This window comes from Rahnella sp. P4_A8 (genome assembly GCF_056402435.1).
Genome location: NZ_JBFUHK010000235.1, coordinates 1 through 1332, shown reverse-complemented (window position 1 = coordinate 1332; position 1332 = coordinate 1). Strand labels below are relative to the sequence as shown.

Genomic DNA, 1332 nt, shown 5'->3' with positions numbered 1-1332 from the left:
GTACCTAACTGCTCACCGGAATGAAATTCACCATCAGCCAAAATGGAGATCAGTTGCAGAGGAACGGTAATATCTTTCATGACAGCGCATCCACGGCGTCCACTTCACCCTTCGCGGCGATAAAACGAACCTCTGGTTCAAGCCAGATACTAAATTTCTCTGCAACAACATCACGTACATATTTAGCCAATGCACGTACATCAGCGCTGCTCGCATGATCTTTATTAATCAGTACTAACGCCTGTTTATCGTGAACTGCTGCGCCGCCAACGGTAAAACCTTTCAAACCAGCCTGTTCAATCAACCATCCGGCAGCAAGTTTAATTTGCCCATTAGCTTGTGGATAAGACGGCATAGAAGGATATTCGTTGCTGATTTTCTCTGCCACAGAAGCGTCAACAGCAGGGTTCTTGTAGAAACTCCCCGCATTGCCGGTAATGGCGGGGTCAGGTAATTTGCTCTGCCGCATCGCGCAAACTAAATCAAAGATCTGACGGGGGCTAACAGTCTCAGGATCTAAGCGAGTCAGCTCCCCATAACTCAATTTCGGCTGCCATTGTTTTCTCAGCTTCAGGCCTACGGCAATAATGGCATACCCTTCTTTATAGGAATGTTTAAATATACTCTCGCGATAACCAAACTGGCATTCGTCGGATTGCACGCGGATGACCTTTTCGCTCTGCAAATCCAAAACATCCACATAACCACAGATACTCTGCAGTTCGACACCATATGCACCTATGTTTTGAATAGGAGCAGAACCTACGCATCCGGGAATTAAAGCAAGATTCTCCAGACCTGGAATATCATGCTCTAATGCATAACAAACCAATTGATGCCAATTCTCACCAGCCCCCACATGCAGCAACCATTCCTCTGCATTTTCATCCAGCTCAATACCTTTGATCCGGTTCAGCACTACTGACCCTGCAAAATTCTCCAGGAAAAGAACATTACTTCCTTCGCCTAAAAGTAAAAAAGGCTGCTCCTTTTCCTTCGCTGATTTCCATGCTGCTATGAGTTGTTCAGTGTTCTGGACATGCGTGATTTCAGCAGCATAAGCCGCCAGAGAAAAAGTATTCAGGGATTGAAGAGAAGTGTCGCCAATCGACATAGCAATATTACTCATGAGTGACTTATTTGTGCTTAGTTTAACCGATCCGATATCCTGATACGCAGAGTTTTATAAGTTGGGGTGGGCCTCAAGACCAATAAACAAAGTCCATGCAGAGCTAAATTTCCCATAGCAAAAAGCCCCGTACTTTCGTACGGGGCTTTCCACTTATTTGATGCCTGGCAGTTCCCTACTCTCGCATGGGGAGACCCCACACT

At 45.9% G+C, this 1332-nt stretch carries 2 protein-coding genes; both read right to left on the bottom strand.

Features of this window, described 5'->3' with window-relative positions; all coding sequences use genetic code 11:
- Nucleotides 1-80: hypothetical protein (locus AC1DUO_RS25030; RefSeq protein ID WP_477989385.1), on the bottom strand; the 80-nt coding region annotated here is incomplete at its 3' end.
- On the bottom strand, nucleotides 77-1114 hold the full coding sequence (gene murB / locus AC1DUO_RS25025) for a UDP-N-acetylmuramate dehydrogenase (RefSeq protein ID WP_037035801.1): 1038 nt from the start codon (nucleotides 1112-1114) through the stop codon (nucleotides 77-79). The genes murB and AC1DUO_RS25030, both read right to left, overlap by 4 nt.
- Nucleotides 1115-1332: the final 218 nt, after the last annotated feature.